Genomic DNA, 1048 nt, shown 5'->3' on the forward strand with positions numbered 1-1048 from the left:
GATACCTGATAACTGTTCCCTAAAAAATAAAACAACTGTGCATTGTGCCTTGTGAACTGTGAACTGAAAAATGCTTCACAAAATTTTACAACTGTTTACTATGAAGGCTAGAACTTTTTTCTATAATTCTATTTAATGGCAGTAATGCAATGATAACTAAAACTACAATTAAGTTTCCTCCAACAACTGAACCATTAACAATTAGAGAATAAAGGGTAGGAGACCATCCATCAGGAGCAAATTGCCCAAAGAATAGAACACCCGATATAAAGTGAAATATAAATCTTACAAACATACCTATAAAAGTTCCAATTAGCTTTTTATTTTTGAAATATCCAGCAAGCCCAATAGCCATGAAAGGAAGAGGATAATCAAATAGTACTTGAATTGGATGAAGTATATAAGGACTTAAGATTAAATAAATAACTCCAAATAAGAATCCAGCAAGCATACCAATTTCAGGTCCATAAATAAAAGAAATTATTAAAATTGGTACCATACTTCCTAAATTTATACTTCCTGCGCCATTAGGCAAGTCCACTATTTTTATAAGATGAAGTATTGTAGCTAGTGCTAAAGCTATACCTATTCTAGACATTATTTTAGCATCAAGCTTAATCCTTTTAAACTTTATAAGAGCTAATATTAAAATTATTATTCCTATTAAAGTTGCCAAAGAAAGTGGGCTTTTAAAAATTTCAATAAAACTTTCTTTTATTGTGTTAATAAAATTATTCATAAAAAATACCTCCTAAAATATGCTAGGAGGTATCTATATAGCTTAATAAAAAATTAATTCTACAAAATACATTGTGACTTTCCTACGCTGGTATTATCCAGATCAGGTAAAGAGGGTTAATGATTAATCATTTCTCAGCCAAAAGGCACCCCTAGCACTTAAATTATTTAATTTATAAGTAAAGTTTATATAAAAATAATTAAAAAGTCAATAAATTTTATTAGTAGATATTTGTAATAAATTACCGTTTATTTATTTTTCAAAAAAAGGTACTATATATTTAAGGACACAGTGAATAGTTTAATGAAT

General features: G+C 27.9%; 1 protein-coding gene and 1 riboswitch. The gene reads right to left on the reverse strand.

Going from position 1 to position 1048, the window contains the following annotated elements:
- Positions 1-85 precede the first annotated feature (85 nt).
- Positions 86-739, reverse strand: a complete 654-nt coding sequence (gene thiT, locus A500_RS05660) for an energy-coupled thiamine transporter ThiT (RefSeq protein ID WP_016206627.1) — start codon at positions 737-739, stop codon at positions 86-88.
- A gap of 62 nt (positions 740-801) precedes the next feature.
- Positions 802-902, reverse strand: a riboswitch (TPP riboswitch).
- Positions 903-1048 lie beyond the last annotated feature (146 nt).

Origin of the sequence: Clostridium sartagoforme AAU1 (assembly GCF_000401215.1) — a bacterium.
Classification (GTDB): Bacteria; Bacillota; Clostridia; order Clostridiales; family Clostridiaceae; genus Clostridium; species Clostridium sartagoforme.

Bases quoted from the DNA above. Each gene is read 5' to 3' on its own strand.
- thiT (WP_016206627.1), bottom strand. From the start codon at position 739: ATGAATAATTTTATTAACACAATAAAAGAAAGTTTTATTGAAATTTTT.